The sequence below is a fragment of the Sphingomonas sp. G5 genome (assembly GCF_052660795.1).
In genome coordinates this window covers 1,326,108-1,343,571 of sequence record NZ_CP109660.1, presented here as the reverse complement: position 1 = coordinate 1,343,571, position 17,464 = coordinate 1,326,108, and the positions used below count along the sequence as shown (strand labels likewise).

Below are 17,464 nucleotides of genomic sequence, written 5' to 3'. Positions count from 1 at the left end.
GTCAGGACACGACCCGGACAGAGAGCGAGGGGTCGAGGGCCTCGCGCTCGTCGAAGACGAAACAGTCGCCGTTCCAGTGAGCGGCGCCCTGCGCCTCGAACCACCCCAGGATGCCGCCCTCGAGCTGGTAGGCCTCGAGCCCCTCCGCGCGCAGATGCAGGGCGGCCTTCTCGCAGCGGATGCCACCGGTGCAGAAACTCACCACGGTCTTGCCCTCGAGCTCGTCGCGGTGGGAGTCCGCGGCATCCGGGAACTGGGTGAAGCGGTCGATGCGCCAGTCTTTCGCGCCGGCGAACGTGCCGTAGTCGACCTCGAACGCGTTGCGCGTATCGACGAGCACGACCTCGCGGCCCTCGTCGTCCGCGCCGCGGTCGAGCCAGCGGCGCAGGGTGTCGGGGGTGACGGCGGGCGCACGACCGTCCTGCGGGCGCACCTCGGGGCGGTCCATACGGATGATCTCGCGCTTGACCTTGACGAGGAGCTTGCCGAAAGGCACCTCGTCCGACCAGCTCTCCGTGGCGGTGAGCGCCGCGAAGCGGGCGTCGGAGCGCAGGTCGCCGAGGAAGCCGCGCAGGGCGTTCTCCTCTCCGGCGAGGAACAGGTTGATGCCCTCCTCCGCCAACAGGATCGTCCCGCGCAGACCCGCCGCGCCCGCACGCTCGAGAAGGACCGCGCGCACGGACGCGGGGTCGTCGATGCGCGTGAACAGGTACGCCGAGACGTTGAAGACGGATGCCATGGCATCCACGATACGAAAGGAGCACCCTGTCGGCCGACGACGCAGGCGTCAAGCCGGGAAACGCCCCTCGCCCATCGCCTAGCGTGGAAGCACTCGTCCCCGGGAGGAAGCGTGCCCCAAGGCCCCGTCGCGCCGGCCGTCACCGTGTCCGTCGTCATCCCCTGCCGTGACGACGGCGCGCACCTCTGGCGCTGCCTGCGCGCGCTCGCCGGGCAGACGCTCGCCCCGACCGAGATCGTCGTCGTCGACAACGACTCGACCGACGACAGCGCCGCGATCGCCCGGGCCGCGGGCGCCCGCGTGGTGTTCTGCGGCGAGCGCGGCATTCCCGCCGCGGCCGCGACCGGGTACGACGCCGCGCACGGAGACCTCGTTCTCCGTCTGGACGCCGACAGCATTCCCGCCCCGACGTGGGTCGAGAGCATGGTCGCGGCGCTAGAGGACCCGACGGTGGATGCCGTGACCGGAGGCGCCGTGTTCCACGACGGTCCCGCACGGCGGCGTGCGGCGATGGCGAGGCTGTTTCTCGGCACGTACGCGACGTTCGCGACCCCGGCCCTCGGCCACACGCCGCTGTGGGGGTCGAACATGGCGTTCCGCCGTCGCGCGTGGGAGGACGTACGCGGCGAGGTGCACCTCGACCCCGAGCTTCACGACGACCTCGACCTCGCGTATCACCTGGGTCGGCGGCACCGCATCGCGCGGGTGTCGGGAGCACACATGCGCGTCTCCTCGCGCACGGTCGAGCCGCGTCGGTTCGCGCGGTGCTTCCGTCGCGGTGCGGGCACGGTGTTCGCGCACTGGCCCGCCGACATCCCCCCGGCACGATGGGTGCGACTCGGACGGCGAGCGCGCTCGTGACCGGCATCCTGTTCCCGAACGTCGAGCCGCCCGAACTGCACGTGATGAGTTTCAACATCCGGCGCCGCTTCGACCGGATCACCTGGCCGCCCGCTGACCGGTGGCCGATGCGCAAGGAGCGGCTGCGCACCTTCCTGAGCGCCAACACGCCGCACCTGTTGGGGACGCAGGAAGCCATGCCCGATCAGGCGCAGTGGGTGCAGGCCTCGCTCGGCTCCGCGTACGGGCGCATCGGTCTCGGTCGCGGACCTCGACGCGACGGCGAGGGCACCCCGCTCTTCTACGACCGCGAGCGCATCGAGGTCGAGGACTGGGAGCAGGTCGCCCTGTCCGACACCCCGGACGTGCCCGCTTCGACCGGCTGGGGGAACACGATCCCGCGCATCGCGGTCATCGCGCAGCTGCGCGACCGGGCCACCGATGCCCGGTTCACCTTCGTGAACACGCATTTCGACGCGTTCTCGCGCCGCGCGCGGCGGCGGTCGGCGACGTGGCTGCACGATCTCGTGGCGCGCCGCGAGGTCCCGCTGCTGTTCACCGCCGATGTGAACGCCCACGTGCGCTCGAGCGAGCTCGAGGACATGTTCGCCGATGGTCTGCTCGTGGACACGTGGTCGTACGCCCCCGCCCGTCGCACCGCCGAGTGGGGAACCTTCAACAACTACGCGGCGCCCAAGGTCGGCGCTCGGCGTATCGACGCCCTGCTCGCGACCCCCGATGTGGGCGTTCGCGCGGTCGGCATCGATCCGCGCCCGACCGGCACGCAGTGGCCGAGCGACCACCTTCCGGTACAGGCGGTGGTGCGTATCCATCCCCCGGTGTCGCCGTGATCGGCGCGATGTACGCGAACCTGAAGCGCCCGCCGCGCAGCGCGACGGCCTGGCTGGCCGACGCCGTGCGAGCCGTGGCGATCGTCGTCGTGATCGTATCGCTGTTCACCCTGCCGTTCACCGACGTCGCCGTGCTGTCGATGTCGTTACCCGCCGTGATGTTGTCACGCATGGCCGGTCTGCGCCCGGGCCTCGACCTCGTCACCTGCGTCACGGTGTTCGTGGCCGCGGGGAGCAATGTCGTCGACCTGTACCGCGCGTGGACGGGGTGGGACCTCGTGGTGCACCTCGCCTGCACCGGCGTTCTCGCCGCGGTGGCTCTCGTCATCCTCGCTGACGCGCGCGTCATCGAAGCGACGGGCCGCCGCCGCACGCCCATCGTCGTCGCGACGATCGCCGGCCTCGCGCTGAGCGCCATCTGGGAGATGATCGAGTGGTTCGGATACCGCTTCATCACCGACGCGATCTTCGTCACGTACGACGACACGATCGGCGACATGCTGGCCGGCGGCGCGGGCGCGCTGATCGCCGGGGTCTTGGCATCCCGGTTCTCTCTGACTCGCGCGGACCGCGCCGCACTGTAGCCACCCACTCGGACGGGTGACGGCATCTCGCTGACGCATCGATGCCGACTCGCGCCCTCTCCCCCGGAAGAAGGCGGCGTCTCGCTCGTCCAGCGGCACGGACAGCGACCGGCGACATCCGCGTGAACGGATGCCGCCGGCCGGATCACCCCGCGGTCAGACGCGACCCGCCACATCCCGTCCGACGAGATCGCCGTCGGGGTTGGGCTCGCTGAGCTGTTCGCCCGGGGCGGTCGACCCCTCGAGCGGCGGGAGCCCCGCCTCGACACGCGAGCCGATCTCTGCATCCACGTTCTTCCAGTACTGCACGGCGCGATCGCGCACCTCGGCGCGCGTCACCCCTCCGACGTGTCCGGTGACCGTCTCGACGAGACGGTCGCGTTCCTCAGCCGACATGACCTCGCGCACGAGGGCTCCTGCCTGGCCCCAGTCGTCGTCCTCGGCGTGCAGGGTCGCGGCCGAGCGTACGAGTTCGCCGTCGCTGTGCCATCCCCCGTCGCCCGCGCGGCGCGGGTCGGCCGCCGGGCCGCCCACCGAGTTCGGCGCGTAGACGGGCACCTCGGGCGGGTTGTACTCGTAGCGCATCGCTCCCTCTTTCGAGTACGAATGCACCTCGGTGTGCGGACGATTCACCGGCAGCTGCTGGTAGTTCGTGCCCACGCGGTAGCGGTGCGCGTCGGCGTAGCTGAAGATGCGCGCCTGCAGCATCTTGTCGGGGCTGCCGTCGATGCCGGGCACGAAGTTCGACGGCTCGAAGGCGGCCTGCTCGATCTCGGCGAAGTAGTTACCCGGGTTGCGGTTGAGCTCCATGGTGCCCACCTCGATCTCGGGGTAATCGCTGTGCGGCCACACCTTCGTCAGATCGAACGGGTTGAAGCGGTACGTCTTCGCGTCCTCGTACGGCATGATCTGCACCTTGAGCGTCCACGTCGGAAACTCCTGCCGCTCGATCGCGGCGTACAGGTCGCGGATGTGGAAGTCGGCATCCTGGCCCGCGATCTGGTCGGCCTCGTCTTGGGTCAGCGTCTTGTGACCGAGATCGGTGTGGAAGTGGTACTTGACCCAGAACCTCTCGCCCTCGGCGTTGATCCACTGATACGTGTGCGAGCCGTAGCCGTTCATGTGGCGCCAGGATGCCGGGATGCCACGGTCGCCCATCAGCCAGGTGACCTGGTGCGCGCTCTCGGGGGACAACGTCCAGAAGTCCCACTGCATCGTGTTGTCGCGCAGGTGGCTGCCCGGGAGGCGCTTCTGCGAGCGGATGAAGTCGGGGAACTTGATGCCGTCTTTCACGAAGAAGACCGGGGTGTTGTTGCCCACGAGGTCGTAGTTGCCCTCGGTCGTGTAGAACTTCAGCGAGAAACCGCGCGGGTCGCGCCAGGTGTCGGGGCTGCCCTGCTCGCCGGCGACCGACGAGAAGCGTGCGAGCATCTCGGTCTCGACGCCCGGCTGGAACAGCGCTGCCCGTGTGTATGCGGACACGTCACCGGTCGTGCGGAACGTTCCGAACGCGCCGCCGCCCTTGGCGTGGACCACCCGCTCGGGCACTCGCTCGCGGTTGAACTGCGCGAGCTTCTCGATGAGGTAATGGTCGGTGAGAGCGATCGAGCCATCGGCTCCGACGCTCTGGGAATGCTCGTCGCTGGCGACGGGCGCCCCGCCGTTTGTGGTGGTCGGCTCGGTCATAGCTCTCCTCACGTCGTGGGCCGCGAAACGAAGGCCCACTTAGACGGTACGCAGGGGGTCCGACATCGCCGAGGCATTGCGCGTCCGCCGCCGAACACGTAGGCCCCCCGATGGTGTCAATCCCCCGAGAGGCTCCGCCCCGACTCGACAGCATGGCGGAACCGAACGAGAGGAACGAGAGCATGTCGAAGGATCTGTCGAAGGGCGACCGCGTCAGCTGGGACACCCCGCAGGGACGCACGCAGGGCGAGGTCGTGGAGAAGAAGACGAAGGACTTCCAGCACGACGGCCAGAAGTTCACGGCATCCGACGACGACCCGGCCTACATCGTGAAGTCCGAGAAGTCCGGCTCGAAGGCCGCGCACAAGGGTTCGGCGCTGAACAAGCTGAAGAGTTGAACGCCGGGCCGAACTCCTGAGTCGGTGGCACCGGAGAGCCTCCTCGCGCGCGTCGGCGGAGCGCACGGCGTGTCTCTCAGGAGTTCGGCCCGTCACCGTCCGGATCCCGCTCGTCCCGCCGCTTCCGCATCTGCGCCAGCGCCAGCCCGAGGCGGTGATTTCCCGCCAGCACGTCCTCGTGCCGTTCGAGGAACGCCCAGTACGCGTCGGTGAACACCGAGTCCTTGGCATCCTGGGCCGAGGGCCACCACGAGCCCATCTTCTGCAGGTAGGCCCCGCCCGACACGTACGGTTTGGTCGCGACGAACCCGCCGTCGGCGAACTGGCTCATGCCCATGACGTTCGGCACCATCACCCAGTCGTACGCATCGACGAAGAGCGCGAGGAACCACGCGTTCACCTGCCGCGGCGCGTATCCCTGCAGCAGGAACCAGTTGCCCAGCACCATCAGCCGCTCGATGTGGTGCGCGTAGCCCCACCGGTGCACCCGCTCGAGCACCGTGCGCACGGGGAGAGGCAGGTCCCGCGGCATCCGGTCGCCCGAGTACCAGTACTTCTCGATGCGCTTCTCGAGGTGCAGCGCGTTGACGTGCTCGAGCTTCGGGTGCGCCCGGTACATGCCGCGCATGTACTCGCGCCATCCGATCACCTGACGGACGAACCCCTCGACGGATGCCAGGGGTGCGTCGGTCCGGGTCGCCGCGGCGACCACTTCTTCGACGGTGAGCAGACCGATGTTCAACAACGGCGAGATGATCGCGTGGAAGAGGAACGGCTCGTCGGCCCTCATGGCGTCTTCGTAGCGGCCGAAGTCGTAGAGGCGCTCCGCGACGAAGACGTCGAGCCAGTCGCGGGATTGCTCGGGGGTGACCGGCAGCCAGAAGTCCCCGGCGCTGCCGGGATGCTCGGGGTAGCGCTCGTCGACCTCGGCGATGACCGCGCGGGTGATCTCGTCGTGCTCGACCTGCGGCAGGGGCGGAATCTCCACGCCCTTCTTCGGTAGCGCCTTGCGGTTGTCGGCGTCGAAGTTCCAGCGGCGACCGGCGGGTCTACCCCCGTCCATCAGGATGCCGGTGCGCCGGCGCTGCCAGTGGTAGAAGTCCTCCATCAGCGGCGTCGGGTGCTCGGCGAACCAGCCGTCGACGTCTTCTTCGGGCGTGAGGAAGAGCCCGTCCGAGAGCACGTCGGTCTCGATGTCGTGATCGGCGCAGATGCGGGCGATCCGCTCGTCGACGGGTCGGTTCGGATCGCTCATCCACGTCAGCTCGGTCACCCGGTGCGTCTTCAACAGCTTCTCGAGGCCGGCCTTGAAAGAGAGGCCGTCGTCGAGGGTGATCCGGCGGACGGTCCTCCCCTCGGCTTCGAGGCGGGCGGCCGTGTGGCGCATCGCCGACAGCAGAAGCACGATCTTGTGCCGGTGGTACGGCAACTTGGCGAAGCGAGGTGCCGACTCGATGAAGAAGAACTCCTGGATGTCCTCGTCGGAGTACGCGGGGTGCTCGGCGAACTGCTGCGTCGCGAGGATCAGCGCGGCCTTCACGCGCGCCTCCTCTGCTTCGCGGCATTCGCCCGGCAACCGCGCGAGCAGTACAGCACCTGGTCCCACTGGTCACGCCCGCTCCACCGTTTGCGGTCGGTGAACGGGCGTCCGCAGTGAGCGCAGGGCTTGGAGCGCACCTCGGGTCGTGACATGCCGTCATCGTCGCAAAGCGCACCCGCGGCGTCCGGGGGCTTGCGCCAGCACGCCGATCCGGTTCGCGCAAGGCCCGCGCGGCAGCCGCCACCGGCGTGGTCGGGTGGGGCCATGGACACGACACCGCGCCGCACGCACGACACCGCCGACGAGCCCGACGAGCTCGAGACCGCCGACGCCCCCGCGATCCCCGACACGACCGACGAGGGCGGCGCCCCGGTCGACAACCCCTCGGGGGGCTGACACGAAAGGAGCCCCGCACTCTCGCGGTGCGGGGCTCCGGGCAGTGCTCTCAGTCGGTCAGGTCGAACTTCTCGTTCTCGCCACCCTGGGGTCGCTCCCCCGTGACCTTCGAGGTGACCAGGGCGATCGCCGTGGCGAGGCGTCCCCCGGCGCTCCCCCAGTACTCGCCGGACAGCGCCGACACCTTCAGCAGCGTCACGCCGGGCGACTCGGGGCCGTCGGGGAACCATGCCTCGACGCTCGTCGACCACAGCTCCTTGAGCTTGGCGAGGTCGTCGATCACCTCGGCCTCACCCGCGAGCGAGAGCCAGGTACCGTCGGTGCTGAACGACAGACCGACCTTCGGGTCGCGGCGCACGTGCTCGACGGCCGAGGCGTGCGTGCCGACGATGAACCACAGGTCGCCGTCGGACTCGTTCTCCTGCACCGTCAGCGGGTGCGCGTGCAGCGCGCCGTCCTCGGCGCGAGTGGTGACCATGGCGAAGCGGAACTTCTTGAGCAGGTCGTTGAGCGTGTCGAGCTCGGATGCGGTGGTGGACATGGGACTCCCTCGGTTCGAACCTCCAGCGAATCGCGTGGGGACCCCCCGCGCTACGCGTTGACGTCGGCCGCCCCGTCTGCTCTCTTCGGAGGCATGAGCAGGTCGAGCTGCTCCAGCGCGTCGCGGGCCCGGCTCACACGGGCCTCGACCTCGTCGTCCCACCAGCGCGGCCCCCGCTCCCCCAGACCGTGTTTCGCGTGGCCCACGCGCTCGCGCGCGGCGGCGACCGCGTCGTCATCGCCGTTCTTCTTCGCCACGCGCACGGCGGACCGCGCCGCGCCCAGGTGCGACCGCAGCCGCGTCGTCACGTCGTCGGGGAGCTCTGGATCGGTCCGCCGCCAGCGCCGCCCGTCGACCACGAGCCAGCGCTGATCGTCGGTGGTGTCGTCTCCGGATGCCATGACCCCAGTGCACCCGCTCGACGTCGGTCGGGAAATCTCTCGGGCATCAGAGCAGCATCCGTGCTACCGTCGTCAGTATTCGTTCTGGGACTTGCTTCATCGACGCCCGCCTCATCGCTGAGATGCCGGGCGCACGGCGCCGAGCCGTTTCCGACAGCAATCCCCCCTCTCACCATCGCGTGCCTCGCTCGACGGCTTCGGTCCTCGCCTCGCACTCGCGGAAAGTTCTTGTGTCTCTGCTTCACCCCTCGCCACTATCGTGGCGCCAGGCCGATCTCGACGTGTACGTCGCGACGGTCGGATCCGACTACGCCGGTTTCGTCGGCGCGGGAACCTCGGGCTTCGAAGCCCAGGGCCCCCTCGGCGAGAATCTCGGTGTCCACACGTCCGTCGACGCGGCTCAGGCCGCCGTCGACGGGCATCGCGTACGCGCCACCACCACGGTGACGCGGCGTCCCCGTCCGCTCCGCACTCGTCGGAGCGGCGCCCACGGCCGCATTGCGGCCCAACATGAATAAAGGAAGAACACGATGGCCACTGGCACCGTGAAATGGTTCAACTCCGAAAAGGGCTACGGCTTCATTGCTCCCGACGACGGCTCCGCCGACCTGTTCGCGCACTTCAGCGCGATCCAGGGCAACGGCTTCAAGGAGCTCACGGAAGCACAGAAGGTCGAATTCGACGCTGAGCAGGGCCCCAAGGGCATGCAGGCGGCGAACATCCGCCCCCTCTAAGCTCCGCTTACCTCGAGAGCCGGGTTCGTCGCCATCGCGACGACCCGGCTTTCGTCGGTTTCCGGCACGTTTTCGCTCGCTGGGTTTCGGTTTCCCGAGAGCCCGCTGAGCATCGCGACGTATTCCGAGTCGCCCATACGGCCAGCCGTAGTGTGGGCCTCAGCACGGAGTAGCCGCTCCGCCGTCCACCCCGGTCCTTCCCGATCCGAGGAGCAAAACATAGCCTCCACCGTCGTCGAGTCCCGTCTCGGCCCCGTTCGTCAGACCTATTCCGGTACCACCGAATTCCCCCCGATCACCAAGGCCTACACAGAGCTGTCTCAGGTCGTCCGTGAGAGCGGACTGCTCGTTCGCACTCCGGTGTTCTACTCCGTCGTCGCCGGCGCCATCGTGCTCGGCTTCGCCGGGTGCGTGACCGGCTTCATCCTCCTCGGCGACAGCTGGTTCCAGCTGATCGTCGCAGCGGTCCTCGGCATCCTGTTCACGCAGGTCGCCTTCCTCGCCCACGAGGCCGCGCACCGGCAGATCTTCGCCTCGGGACCCGCCAACGACCGCCTGGGCCTGCTCATCGGCAACGGCATCGTGGGCATGAGCCGTTCGTGGTGGGCGTCGAAGCACACGCGCCACCACGCGAATCCGAACCGGGTGGACAAAGACCCCGATATCGAGATCGACACGATCTCGTTCCTCGACGTCGACGCCGCCAAAGCCCGCGGTATCCAACGCTGGATCACCCGACGTCAGGGGTACCTGTTCTTCCCACTGCTGGCGTTCGAGGGCATCAACCTGTACGTCCTGGCCTTCCGACACCTTTTCTCGCGCGGCGAGGTCAAGGGGCGCTGGGTCGAGATCGCCCTGCTGACGCTGCGGCACGCGCTCTTCATCGCGCCGATCTTCATCTTCCTGCCCGTGGGGCTCGCCTTCGCCTTCTTCGGCGTCTCGGTGGCGGTCTTCGGCATATACATGGGAGCGTCGTTCGCTCCCAACCACAAGGGCATGCCGATCATTGCGCCCGGCGCGAAGCTCGACTTCTTCAGCAAGCAGGTGCGCACCTCGCGCAACATCTCCGGCGGCTGGTGGGCCACGTGGCTCATGGGTGGTCTGAACTACCAGATCGAGCACCACCTGTTCCCGAACATGCCGCGAACGCACCTCAGCAGGGCCCGTGTCATCGTGCGCGAACACTGCGCCACCCTGAACGTGCCCTACGTCGAGACCACGCTGTTGCAGTCGTACGGCATCGTCATCGCGTACCTCAACCGGGTCGGCCTGGCCGCCCGCGACCCCTTCGACTGCCCGCTGACCTCTCCGACGCGTCAGCTCAACGTCGAGTAGGCATCCCGACGACGGCGCCGTCCCCTCCGGGGCGGCGCCGTCGTCGTTCACCCGCGCGCGTCCGCCATCGGCGCGGGGCATTCTCCTCCGGCGTCCGTGGCCTTCTCGAAGTGCCACCGCTCGTTGGCGTAGGTCTGGCACAGACCCCACTCGCGTCCGTGATCGATGATCCACAGCTGCGCGTCGAGCGAGCCGATGTCGACGGCGTGACCGGTGACGTGACTCGACCCCTCGGGCGAGGCGACGTACTGTCGCGCGATCGCTTCGGAGCCGTAGGTGCGGATCGCATCCCCCAGCAGCCACCGCTGGTAGTCGGCGCTGCGCCATCCGCTGGTGACGTCGAAGACGATCCCGTCGACCTCAGCGGCCCGCTGGGCCGAGCGCAGAGCATCGCGCAGCTCACCGTCGAGCCCGGTCATCGCGGGGTGCTGATCGTCGTCGACCGTCAGCGCCGCCTCGGCGGGGATCATCCCCTCGGCCTCGGTCGGCGAGAACGGCGCGTGCGCGCTCAGCCCGGCCGACAACGACGACGCCGTGCTCATCGCGAGCACTGCCGCGACCGCGGTGAGGACGATGGCGAGACCGACCGCGACAGCGACGAATGCGATACGGCCGCGGGAGGGGGATCGAGTGCGGGATGCCGAAGATGCCATGCCCCCATTCGAGCCGGGCCCGCGTTGCCGGGCCGTATGGCGGGGACCATACGACGGCGATACCCCCGAGTCGATAGCTCAGTCGCGTGAGACCTCGTGCAGCACCACGTCGCGGATCTCGCCGGTAGAGAGGGTCGCGGTCATCAGGGTGCACGCGGGCTGACGGCGGCGGTCGGTCGGCGAACCCGGATTGAGAAGGCGCAGACCGTTCGGGGTGACGGAGTCCCACGGGATGTGGCTGTGCCCGAACACCAGCAGGTCGACGTCGGGGAAGGCGGCATCCATCCGCTTCTCTCGCCCGGCCGACGTCCCCGTCTCGTGGACGACGGCGACGCGCACCCCCTCGAACTCGGCGCGTGCGATCTCGGGCAGCCGCGAACGCAGGTCGTCGCCATCGTTGTTGCCCCAGACGCCCAGCACCGGACCGAGCCTCTCGAGGTCGTCGAGCACGCTCGCGCTCACCCAGTCGCCCGCGTGCACGATCAGATCGGCCCGGGATGCCGCCTCGCGCACCGCCGCGGGTAGAGCGCGCGCCCGCTTCGGCACGTGCGTATCGGCTACGAGGAGCAGTCGGGTCGCCATGCCCCCACGCTACCCACGGGTCTCGGTGACCGGGCGACCGAACGTCGCACCCGCGCATACGTCCGCGATACACGTCCCCGCCTACGATGACGGGATGCGCGTGCTGATCGTCGAGGACGAACCCTTCCTCGCCGAGGCCATCCGCGACGGGCTCCGTCTCGAGGCGATCGCGGCCGACATCGCCGGCGACGGCGACACGGCTCTCGAGGTGCTCGGCTACACCGCCTACGACGTGGTGGTGCTGGACCGCGACATCCCCGGTCCGGACGGCGACGAGATCGCCCGCCATCTGAGCGCGCAAGCCGCCGCCCCGCGGGTGCTCATGCTCACGGCCGCCGACCGGCTCGACGACAAGGCCCGCGGCTTCGAGAGCGGCGCCGACGACTACCTGACGAAGCCGTTCGTCTTGCGTGAGCTGGTGATGCGCCTGCGCGCCCTCGCGCGTCGCCCGGCGGCCTCGACCCCGCCGGTGCTCGAGCAGCACGGCATCCGGCTCGATCCCTTCCGCCGCGAGGTCTATCGCGACGGGCGCTACGTGTCGCTGACCCGTAAGCAGTTCGCGGTGCTCCAGGTGCTCATGGATGCGGGCGGCGGGGTGGTCAGCGCAGAGAACCTGCTCGAGCGCGCGTGGGACGAGAACGCCGACCCGTTCACCAACGCCGTGCGCATCACGATCTCGACGCTGCGTAAGCGCCTCGGCGAGCCGTGGCTCATCCAGACGGTCGCGGGCGTCGGGTACCGCATGGGCCCCGCCGATGCGTGAACGCGCCCCCGGGCTCTCGGTGCGCCTCAAGCTGACCCTGAGCTACGCCGGTTTCGTCGTGATCGTGGGGATCGCGGTGTTCGTGGTGGGGTTCCTGGTCCTGCGGTTCCTTCCCGAGGGCAACCTCTACTCCGAGAGCGGCATCTTCACCCCGCGGCGCCGCGACCTCACCGAGGTGTTCGTCCGGTACACGTGGTTCGCCGTCGGCGCTCTCGCGGTGGTCGGCCTCGGCGGCGGCTGGATCGTCTCGGGGCTCATGCTGCGCCCGCTTCATCGGATCACGGATGCCGCCCGTGCGGTGCGCGACGGCGATCTCGCGCACCGCGTCGACCTGCCGGGGCGCCGCGACGAACTCACCGACCTCGCCGACACCTTCGACGCGATGCTCGCCCGCGTCGAGGAGACGCTGGACGAGCAGAGACGGTTCGCCGCCAACGCGTCCCACGAACTGCGCACGCCGCACGCGACGATGCGCACGCTCCTCGAGGTGGCCCGGGCCGACCCCGCGGGCGTCGACCTGGAGCGGCTCCTCCATCGCCTCGACCTCACGAACGAGCGCGCGATCCGTCTGACCGAGGCACTGCTCGCCCTCGCCCGATCGACGCGCGGTGGCGCTCTGTCTCCCGAGCCGACGGGAATCGACGACCTCGTCGCGACCGTGCTGGCCGAGGCCGAGGGCGGCGCCGCGGGTCTCGACCTGGCGCTGGCCGGAGCTTCGGGCGGGATCGCACGGCTCGACGAGACGCTCGTGCACCAGGCGGTGACGAACCTGGTTCGCAACGCCCTCGTGCACAACGTCGAGAACGGCTGGGTGCGCGTCGCGGTGAGCGGCGAGCTCGACGAGGTGATCGTCGACGTCGTCAACAGCGGCGAGGAGCTCTCCCGCGAGCTCGTGGCCACCCTCCCCGAGCCCTTCGTGCGCGGGACCGGCCGCACGCGCGGGCGCGCCGACGGCACGGGACTCGGGCTCGCGATCGTGGCCTCGATCGCCCGCGCGCACCGCGGCCGCCTCGAGCTATGGCCGCGAGAGGGCGGCGGTCTGCACGCCCGACTGCGCCTGCCGCGCTGACGGAGGATCAGCGGCGCCCCGCTCCCCGCGCCGTCAGGCGAACAGCGATGACGACGACCGTCCCGATCGCGGCGCCGATCGTGTTCGACACCACGTCCTCGGCATCCGGAACCCGACCGGGGATCCCCGCCTGCAGCGCCTCGACCGCGAGGGACACGAGTGCACACAGCAGGAGGGATGCCGGCGCCCACCGCAACGGCAGCAGCAATGCGATCGCGGCACCGAGGGGCACGAAGAACGCGATGTTGAGGGCGACGTCGGCGCCCGCGCCGAGCACGAGCGCGCTCCACGACGGCGGCAGGTGATCGAGCGCGTCGAGGACGAGGGTGCGGGCCGGCCACGCGATCGCGCGAGGCGCGAGGGTCAGCGCGACGACGGCGGCGAGCACGGCCCCCGCGGTCAGCACGCGCGCGGGGGTGAAGATGGAACGAGCGGACATGCGGCCTCCAGGTTCGGAAGGATCCATCCCATCGACCGAGCTGTTGCCCCGGTGTCTCGGTCTCGCGATACGCGGACGATAGGCCCGCCGGCTCGCGGGACAATGGGAGCGTGTCCCCTTCGCGCCGTTTCCCCGTGCTCGCCCTGATCATCGACGTCGTGCTCGTCGTCGTCTTCGCCGCGATCGGCCGGGCGACCCATGACGGCGACGTGCTGGGTCCGTTCGGTTCGGGGCTCGCCACCACCGCCTGGCCGTTCGCGGTGGCGCTGCTCGTCGGCTGGCTGGCGACGCGCGCCTGGCGACGCCCGGTCGCCGTCGTCAAGACGGGCCTGCCCGTGTGGGCCATCACCGTGGCCCTGGGCATGGTGCTGCGCGCGCTCAGCGGTCAGGGGGTCGCGGTGGCGTTCGTCATCGTCGCCACGATCACGCTGGCGGTCCTGCTACTGGGGTGGCGCGCGATCGCCCGCCTCGCGTCGCGGTCGCGGCGGGCCTGAAGCCGAGCGTCTGCGCTCGCGTCAGACGCGGCATGCGTGGGCCCGCGGCTCCCTTCCCGCTCCGTGGAAACCCCCGGGCGCGTCGAGCTGCGGCCTCGGACCCGCAGAACTCAGTCCGCGAGCGTGACGTCGACCTGGATCTCGGTCGCGAGGCGCTCGAGCTGCGCCACGAGGTCGTCGACGGAGACGTCGGGTTCCACCGTCGCGGTGATCGACGCCTCGAACAGGCGTCCGCCCGCCATCGCGGCATCCGTCGTCTGGGTCGACATGCGTTCGATGCTCGCGCCGTGCGCGCCGAGGGCGGCCGAGACCTCGCGGACGATCCCGGGGCGGTCGTTGCCGACCACGTCGAACGTGACGGTACGCCCCGCCGGCCCGGCCGATCCCGCTCCCGCGTGAACGGTGACGGTGAGCGTGCCAGCGAGTCCTTCGAGCGCCGTACGCACCGCGTCGGCGCGTTCGGCGGCGACCGAGACCTCGATGATCCCGGCGAAGGCCCCCGCGAGTTCGGCGAGCTCGCTGTTCTCCCAGTTGCCGCCGTGGGCGTCGACGATGTCGGCGACCGCGGACACGAGGCCCGCGCGATCGTCGCCGACGACGGTGAGGACGAGGGTGGTCATGGCGACAGCGTAGCGACACCCGCGCTGCTACCGTGGGTGTTCAACCGGAGGGGGTGAGTTCGTGATCGCATCGCTGATCGCCGCGTTCAACCTGCTCCTGTCCACGGCCGAGCTCGCGCTGACCCCCGGCGGCGGCGCGCCCCTGCTGGCGGTGGTTCTCGCCGCGGCCGTCGTGCTGACCGCCGTGATCGTCCTCGTCGTGGCACCGGCGCTCGTCGCCGCGACACCGCCGCCGTCCGCACGGCCGATCGACCCCTCGGCATCCCTTCCCCAGAGCGATCCCGACGCCGCGGGTCACCCGCGCCCTCGAGCGCCGGGGCTCGTGACCCGCGTCGCGTAGCTCCTGCCTCGTCGCTTCGGCGACGGTTCGGCGGTGACCGCGACGCCGGTCGCCCGCGCGCCGTCGGTGCGCCCCGCGACCGATCAGCCCGTGATCACTCGCTCTGATGGGATGCCCCGTGGACCTCTTCGCCTTTCCGCCCCTCGCCCTCCTGCTCGACCTGACGACGCGCGCTCTGCTCGCTCTCACCTCGTTCCTCGAACCCCTCACCGGGGGTCTCGCCGCCGCTGTCGCCGTCGTCGTCGTGACGCTGGCGGTGCGGGTGCTGCTCGTCCCCGTCGGAGTGTCGCAGGCGCGCGCCGAGCAGACGCGGGCCCGCCTCGCTCCGCAGCTTCGCACCCTGCAGAAGCGGTGGGCCAAGAACCGCGAACGCCTGCAGCGCGAGACGATGCAGCTGTACCGCGACGAGGGCGCCTCGCCCTTCGCCGGATGCCTGCCCGTCCTGGCGCAGGCGCCCGTCGTCGGACTGCTCTACGCGGTGTTCCTGCACCCGCAGGTCGGCGGACACGTCAACACCCTGCTCGAATACGACGTCCTGGGCGCTCCGCTCGGCCGGAGTCTCGTCGGCGCCCTGTCGACGGGGACGGCGGATGCCACGACCCTCGCCGTCTTCGCGGTGCTCGTCGCCGTGATCGCCGGCGTCGCCGAGTTGACGCGTCGGCTGCTGCGCCCCGCGGTCGATCCCTCGGCTCCCGCGTGGACGACGGGGATGGTCGGCATCCTGCCGTTCACGACGGCCGGCGTGGCACTGTTCGTGCCGCTGGCGGCTGGGCTCTACCTCACCGTGACGACCGCGTGGACGCTGTGCCAGCGTCTGCTGCTGCGGCGACGCTACCCGCTGCCGCGCTGAGACCGGCGGCGGGGAACGCCCGGTCCCACCGCGGTGCGGCCGCGGCGTTCACCGCCGCCATGGCGAGCACGAGGAGCGCGGCTCCGGCGGGGAAGAGCATCGCGGTGGCGACGGACACGTTCTCGGCCACCGCCCCGGCCACGGCCGACGACAGCGCCTGCGCGAGAGTCAGCGCCGAGGCGAGGATCGTCATCGTCGAGGCCGACCGGCCGCGCGGCGCGCGGTGTCCGGCGAGGCTGAAGAGCGTGACGAGAGCCGGGCCGACCCCGATGCCCATGAGGCACAGCACGAGGGTCACGGTCGGCACGGATCCGCCGACCGAGTACGCCCCGGCGGAGGCCGTCAGCACACTGGCGAACAGCACGAGGCGCCAGCGCAACGGGAAACGCTCGGGCACGAGGGCGACGGCGAGGGCCAGCACCGCGGAGCCCACGCCCATCACGCCGTACAGCAGCGCACCCGCCTCGGGCGCCCCCTGCGCCTCCATGAACGCCGTCAACGAGGTGAGAGTGGAGCCGAAGAACAGACCGACGCCGAACACGGCGGCCACGAGCACGAGCATGCGCGGGTGCATCACCTCGCGCATCGGCGCCATCGCGGTACGCTCCGAGCGCTCGGGGACAGCGCGGCCGGTGGGGTGCAGGGCGAAGGCGGTCACGAAGACGAAGCTGAGGATCGCGGCCCCCGCGATCGGCGCCCAGGGAGCGATCACCGCCGCCAGCACACCGACCACGAACGGCCCGATGACGAAGGCGGTCTCGTCGGCCGCCGACTCGTAGGCCATGGCGCGCGAGAATGTCCGGTCGCGCCGCTCGGGGTGCACGCGCAGACCGATGAGCGCCATCACGCGACTGCGCGACATCGCCGCGGTTTGAGGACCGGTCAGGCCGATCGCCACGGCCGCTCCGAGCAGCAGGGCGTCGGAGGTCGCGAATTCCACCACGAGGGGGAAGACCGCCAGCAGGATGCCGTTGGCCAGCCCCACCGGCACGAGCACGCGACGCTGCCCGTACCTGTCGGCGAGGTCACCGAGCACGGGGCCCGCGACGACGACGCCGAGACCCACGGCCGCGGAGGTCAACCCGCCAAGGGCGACCGAACCGCGCAGCGCGACGACGAGGGCGAGGACGCCGACGGTCATCATCGCGAACGGCAACCGAGCCACGAAGGCGACCGGGAAATACCAGAAGCCGGTGTGGTGGATCAGGGGCCGATGGTCGACGGCGGGCGCGGTCATGTAGCGGGTCTCCAGGGAGGGGCGATGGAACGTGCCGCCTTGCCGGACCGGTAGGTAGTTGCACAGAGTGCGGCGGGAAATCCCGCGCTATGAGTCTACCGCGGGCACCTCCGGGGCGCCTGGGCGCCCGGGATCAGCTGACGAGAGCGGCGATCGCGGCGATCACCGACGCGACCGCGAGCACGAGGGCCAGACCGATGAGCACCGTGTGCACGATGAGGAACGGTGTGGCCTTGCCCGCGGCGTTCTTGGCGCGGGGGTCTTTCGCGACTCGCACGTAGAAACGCGGCCAGACGACGACGTTGAAGACGGCGTTGGCGAACAGCAGCGCGATGAGGACGGGTTCCATGCGTCGAGCCTAAGCGCCGCCTG

The 17,464-nt window shown here is 70.2% G+C and carries 25 protein-coding genes; 13 read left to right on the top strand and 12 right to left on the bottom strand.

Translation table 11 applies throughout. The features are described 5' to 3' along the window. Position 1: 1 nt before the first annotated feature. On the bottom strand, positions 2 to 739 hold the full coding sequence (locus NE358_RS06520; protein ID WP_103210799.1) for a sulfurtransferase: 738 nt from the start codon (positions 737 to 739) through the stop codon (positions 2 to 4). A 111-nt stretch (positions 740 to 850) separates the two neighbouring features. Here NE358_RS06520 and NE358_RS06515 point away from each other — a divergent pair, with 111 nt between their 5' ends. Genes NE358_RS06515 through NE358_RS06505 form a run of 3 tightly spaced genes read left to right on the top strand, consistent with a single transcriptional unit; the run spans position 851 to position 3,014 of the window. Next, positions 851 to 1,600, top strand: coding sequence for a glycosyltransferase family 2 protein (locus NE358_RS06515; protein ID WP_289942416.1), 750 nt, complete (start codon positions 851 to 853; stop codon positions 1,598 to 1,600). Continuing rightward, positions 1,597 to 2,430, top strand: a complete 834-nt coding sequence (locus tag NE358_RS06510; protein ID WP_289942415.1) for an endonuclease/exonuclease/phosphatase family protein — start codon at positions 1,597 to 1,599, stop codon at positions 2,428 to 2,430. Before NE358_RS06515 ends, NE358_RS06510 begins: the two co-directional genes overlap by 4 nt. Then, the gene (locus tag NE358_RS06505) at positions 2,427 to 3,014 is read left to right on the top strand and encodes a DUF2238 domain-containing protein (protein WP_103210793.1); all 588 of its coding nucleotides are present in this window, start codon (positions 2,427 to 2,429) and stop codon (positions 3,012 to 3,014) included. The genes NE358_RS06510 and NE358_RS06505 overlap by 4 nt, the downstream gene beginning before the upstream one ends. Before the next feature lie 156 nt (positions 3,015 to 3,170). On the opposite strand, the gene NE358_RS06500 is transcribed toward NE358_RS06505, so the two are convergent. Continuing rightward, the gene (locus NE358_RS06500; RefSeq protein ID WP_289942414.1) at positions 3,171 to 4,700 is read right to left on the bottom strand and encodes a catalase; all 1,530 of its coding nucleotides are present in this window, start codon (positions 4,698 to 4,700) and stop codon (positions 3,171 to 3,173) included. 182 nt (positions 4,701 to 4,882) lie between these two features. On the opposite strand from NE358_RS06500, the gene NE358_RS06495 reads away from it, so the two are divergent. After that, a complete protein-coding gene (locus NE358_RS06495) occupies positions 4,883 to 5,098 on the top strand; it encodes a hypervirulence associated TUDOR domain-containing protein (protein ID WP_103210869.1) in 216 nt (71 codons plus the stop codon). A 76-nt stretch (positions 5,099 to 5,174) separates the two neighbouring features. On the opposite strand, the gene NE358_RS06490 is transcribed toward NE358_RS06495, so the two are convergent. Then, on the bottom strand, positions 5,175 to 6,638 hold the full coding sequence (locus NE358_RS06490) for a cryptochrome/photolyase family protein (RefSeq protein WP_289942413.1): 1,464 nt from the start codon (positions 6,636 to 6,638) through the stop codon (positions 5,175 to 5,177). After that, entirely contained in the window at positions 6,635 to 6,790 is a 156-nt protein-coding gene (locus tag NE358_RS06485) for a DUF2256 domain-containing protein (RefSeq protein WP_103210787.1), read from the bottom strand. The genes NE358_RS06490 and NE358_RS06485 overlap by 4 nt, the downstream gene beginning before the upstream one ends. 112 nt (positions 6,791 to 6,902) lie before the next feature. Between NE358_RS06485 and NE358_RS06480 the strand changes: the two genes are divergently transcribed. Further along, positions 6,903 to 7,034, top strand: a complete 132-nt coding sequence (locus NE358_RS06480; protein ID WP_258027975.1) for a hypothetical protein — start codon at positions 6,903 to 6,905, stop codon at positions 7,032 to 7,034. 49 nt (positions 7,035 to 7,083) lie between these two features. Here NE358_RS06480 and NE358_RS06475 read toward each other — a convergent pair whose 3' ends face one another. Next, positions 7,084 to 7,575 carry a pyridoxamine 5'-phosphate oxidase family protein gene (locus tag NE358_RS06475; RefSeq protein WP_116238302.1) on the bottom strand — a complete coding sequence of 164 codons (492 nt, stop codon included), beginning with the start codon at positions 7,573 to 7,575 and terminating at the stop codon, positions 7,084 to 7,086. A gap of 50 nt (positions 7,576 to 7,625) precedes the next feature. After that, the gene (locus tag NE358_RS06470) at positions 7,626 to 7,976 is read right to left on the bottom strand and encodes a biopolymer transporter Tol (RefSeq protein ID WP_103210783.1); all 351 of its coding nucleotides are present in this window, start codon (positions 7,974 to 7,976) and stop codon (positions 7,626 to 7,628) included. 281 nt (positions 7,977 to 8,257) lie between these two features. On the opposite strand from NE358_RS06470, the gene NE358_RS06465 reads away from it, so the two are divergent. The 3 genes from NE358_RS06465 (at position 8,258) to NE358_RS06455 (ending at position 10,045) form a co-directional block, all read left to right on the top strand. Beyond that, complete coding sequence (locus NE358_RS06465) at positions 8,258 to 8,494, top strand: hypothetical protein (RefSeq protein ID WP_289942411.1); 237 nt, start codon at positions 8,258 to 8,260, stop codon at positions 8,492 to 8,494. 12 nt (positions 8,495 to 8,506) lie between these two features. Continuing rightward, entirely contained in the window at positions 8,507 to 8,710 is a 204-nt protein-coding gene (locus tag NE358_RS06460; RefSeq protein WP_013583139.1) for a cold-shock protein, read from the top strand. A gap of 360 nt (positions 8,711 to 9,070) precedes the next feature. Further along, positions 9,071 to 10,045, top strand: a complete 975-nt coding sequence (locus tag NE358_RS06455) for a fatty acid desaturase family protein (RefSeq protein ID WP_499318417.1) — start codon at positions 9,071 to 9,073, stop codon at positions 10,043 to 10,045. 47 nt (positions 10,046 to 10,092) lie between these two features. Here the strand turns inward: NE358_RS06455 and NE358_RS06450 are convergent, their stop codons facing one another. Together NE358_RS06450 and NE358_RS06445 are read right to left on the bottom strand one after the other, a co-directional pair. Beyond that, positions 10,093 to 10,698, bottom strand: a complete 606-nt coding sequence (locus NE358_RS06450) for a M15 family metallopeptidase (protein ID WP_289942410.1) — start codon at positions 10,696 to 10,698, stop codon at positions 10,093 to 10,095. A 78-nt stretch (positions 10,699 to 10,776) separates the two neighbouring features. After that, on the bottom strand, positions 10,777 to 11,280 hold the full coding sequence (locus NE358_RS06445) for a metallophosphoesterase family protein (RefSeq protein WP_141375780.1): 504 nt from the start codon (positions 11,278 to 11,280) through the stop codon (positions 10,777 to 10,779). Positions 11,281 to 11,374: 94 nt separating this feature from the next. On the opposite strand from NE358_RS06445, the gene NE358_RS06440 reads away from it, so the two are divergent. Beyond that, positions 11,375 to 12,043, top strand: coding sequence for a response regulator transcription factor (locus NE358_RS06440; RefSeq protein WP_116238304.1), 669 nt, complete (start codon positions 11,375 to 11,377; stop codon positions 12,041 to 12,043). Further along, positions 12,036 to 13,112, top strand: a complete 1,077-nt coding sequence (locus NE358_RS06435; RefSeq protein ID WP_289942409.1) for a HAMP domain-containing sensor histidine kinase — start codon at positions 12,036 to 12,038, stop codon at positions 13,110 to 13,112. The genes NE358_RS06440 and NE358_RS06435 overlap by 8 nt, the downstream gene beginning before the upstream one ends. Before the next feature lie 7 nt (positions 13,113 to 13,119). Here NE358_RS06435 and NE358_RS06430 read toward each other — a convergent pair whose 3' ends face one another. Then, positions 13,120 to 13,551, bottom strand: a complete 432-nt coding sequence (locus NE358_RS06430; protein WP_289942408.1) for a VanZ family protein — start codon at positions 13,549 to 13,551, stop codon at positions 13,120 to 13,122. 110 nt (positions 13,552 to 13,661) lie between these two features. Here NE358_RS06430 and NE358_RS06425 point away from each other — a divergent pair, with 110 nt between their 5' ends. After that, entirely contained in the window at positions 13,662 to 14,045 is a 384-nt protein-coding gene (locus tag NE358_RS06425; protein ID WP_141375772.1) for a DUF3054 domain-containing protein, read from the top strand. A gap of 110 nt (positions 14,046 to 14,155) precedes the next feature. Here the strand turns inward: NE358_RS06425 and NE358_RS06420 are convergent, their stop codons facing one another. After that, entirely contained in the window at positions 14,156 to 14,665 is a 510-nt protein-coding gene (locus NE358_RS06420; RefSeq protein WP_289942406.1) for a glycine cleavage system transcriptional repressor, read from the bottom strand. 61 nt (positions 14,666 to 14,726) lie between these two features. On the opposite strand from NE358_RS06420, the gene NE358_RS06415 reads away from it, so the two are divergent. After that, a complete protein-coding gene (locus NE358_RS06415; RefSeq protein WP_218026316.1) occupies positions 14,727 to 15,005 on the top strand; it encodes a DUF6412 domain-containing protein in 279 nt (92 codons plus the stop codon). A gap of 118 nt (positions 15,006 to 15,123) precedes the next feature. After that, positions 15,124 to 15,855, top strand: coding sequence for a YidC/Oxa1 family membrane protein insertase (locus tag NE358_RS06410; protein ID WP_289942405.1), 732 nt, complete (start codon positions 15,124 to 15,126; stop codon positions 15,853 to 15,855). On the opposite strand, the gene NE358_RS06405 is transcribed toward NE358_RS06410, so the two are convergent. Then, a complete protein-coding gene (locus NE358_RS06405; protein ID WP_289942404.1) occupies positions 15,785 to 17,092 on the bottom strand; it encodes an MFS transporter in 1,308 nt (435 codons plus the stop codon). The genes NE358_RS06410 and NE358_RS06405 overlap by 71 nt on opposite strands. 133 nt (positions 17,093 to 17,225) lie before the next feature. After that, entirely contained in the window at positions 17,226 to 17,441 is a 216-nt protein-coding gene (locus NE358_RS06400; protein ID WP_103210757.1) for an SCO4848 family membrane protein, read from the bottom strand. Positions 17,442 to 17,464: the final 23 nt, after the last annotated feature.

Excerpts from the sequence above, each read along its gene's own strand:
- NE358_RS06445 (WP_141375780.1), bottom strand. The coding sequence starts at position 11,280 with ATGGCGACCCGACTGCTCCTCGTAGCCGATACGCACGTGCCGAAGCGG.
- NE358_RS06460 (WP_013583139.1), top strand. The coding sequence starts at position 8,507 with ATGGCCACTGGCACCGTGAAATGGTTCAACTCCGAAAAGGGCTACGGC.
- NE358_RS06470 (WP_103210783.1), bottom strand. The coding sequence starts at position 7,976 with ATGGCATCCGGAGACGACACCACCGACGATCAGCGCTGGCTCGTGGTC.
- NE358_RS06500 (WP_289942414.1), bottom strand. The coding sequence starts at position 4,700 with ATGACCGAGCCGACCACCACAAACGGCGGGGCGCCCGTCGCCAGCGAC.
- NE358_RS06400 (WP_103210757.1), bottom strand. The coding sequence starts at position 17,441 with ATGGAACCCGTCCTCATCGCGCTGCTGTTCGCCAACGCCGTCTTCAAC.
- NE358_RS06475 (WP_116238302.1), bottom strand. The coding sequence starts at position 7,575 with ATGTCCACCACCGCATCCGAGCTCGACACGCTCAACGACCTGCTCAAG.
- NE358_RS06450 (WP_289942410.1), bottom strand. The coding sequence starts at position 10,698 with ATGGCATCTTCGGCATCCCGCACTCGATCCCCCTCCCGCGGCCGTATC.
- NE358_RS06435 (WP_289942409.1), top strand. The coding sequence starts at position 12,036 with ATGCGTGAACGCGCCCCCGGGCTCTCGGTGCGCCTCAAGCTGACCCTG.
- NE358_RS06420 (WP_289942406.1), bottom strand. The coding sequence starts at position 14,665 with ATGACCACCCTCGTCCTCACCGTCGTCGGCGACGATCGCGCGGGCCTC.
- NE358_RS06405 (WP_289942404.1), bottom strand. The coding sequence starts at position 17,092 with ATGACCGCGCCCGCCGTCGACCATCGGCCCCTGATCCACCACACCGGC.
- NE358_RS06485 (WP_103210787.1), bottom strand. The coding sequence starts at position 6,790 with ATGTCACGACCCGAGGTGCGCTCCAAGCCCTGCGCTCACTGCGGACGC.
- NE358_RS06430 (WP_289942408.1), bottom strand. The coding sequence starts at position 13,551 with ATGTCCGCTCGTTCCATCTTCACCCCCGCGCGCGTGCTGACCGCGGGG.
- NE358_RS06480 (WP_258027975.1), top strand. The coding sequence starts at position 6,903 with ATGGACACGACACCGCGCCGCACGCACGACACCGCCGACGAGCCCGAC.
- NE358_RS06440 (WP_116238304.1), top strand. The coding sequence starts at position 11,375 with ATGCGCGTGCTGATCGTCGAGGACGAACCCTTCCTCGCCGAGGCCATC.
- NE358_RS06495 (WP_103210869.1), top strand. The coding sequence starts at position 4,883 with ATGTCGAAGGATCTGTCGAAGGGCGACCGCGTCAGCTGGGACACCCCG.
- NE358_RS06520 (WP_103210799.1), bottom strand. The coding sequence starts at position 739 with ATGGCATCCGTCTTCAACGTCTCGGCGTACCTGTTCACGCGCATCGAC.